Origin of the sequence: Pontibacter sp. JAM-7, from assembly GCF_048548695.2 — a bacterium.
Lineage (GTDB): Bacteria > Pseudomonadota > Gammaproteobacteria > Pseudomonadales > Balneatricaceae > Neptuniibacter.
The window spans coordinates 1-244 of sequence record NZ_JBLYIF020000061.1; the positions used below are offsets into that span (position 1 = coordinate 1).

The 244-nt window shown below is 54.9% G+C and carries 1 protein-coding gene; it reads right to left on the minus strand.

Features of this window, described 5'->3' with window-relative positions:
* A partial coding sequence (locus ACFVYJ_RS13880; protein ID WP_463255461.1) for an alpha/beta fold hydrolase occupies positions 1–244 on the minus strand: 244 nt, incomplete at both ends.

Genomic DNA, 244 nt, shown 5'->3' on the forward strand with positions numbered 1-244 from the left:
GGTGGGGAACATGGTGAATCTCCGGCAATAATTCCAGCTTAACCTTTCCGTTTACGCCATCAGCGATCCGCTGCGGCTGATCAGCAGAGCCGTATTCATCTTCTTCCCCATGCAGTACCAGTGTTGGGCAGTTCACCCCCGGCAAGGCTGCATCCAGTGACCAGTGATCAAAGTCAGGGGATAACCAGCTGTTTATCCAGGCATCGAGCACCCATTGGGTTCGCTCGCCATGATAGCGGGCAAG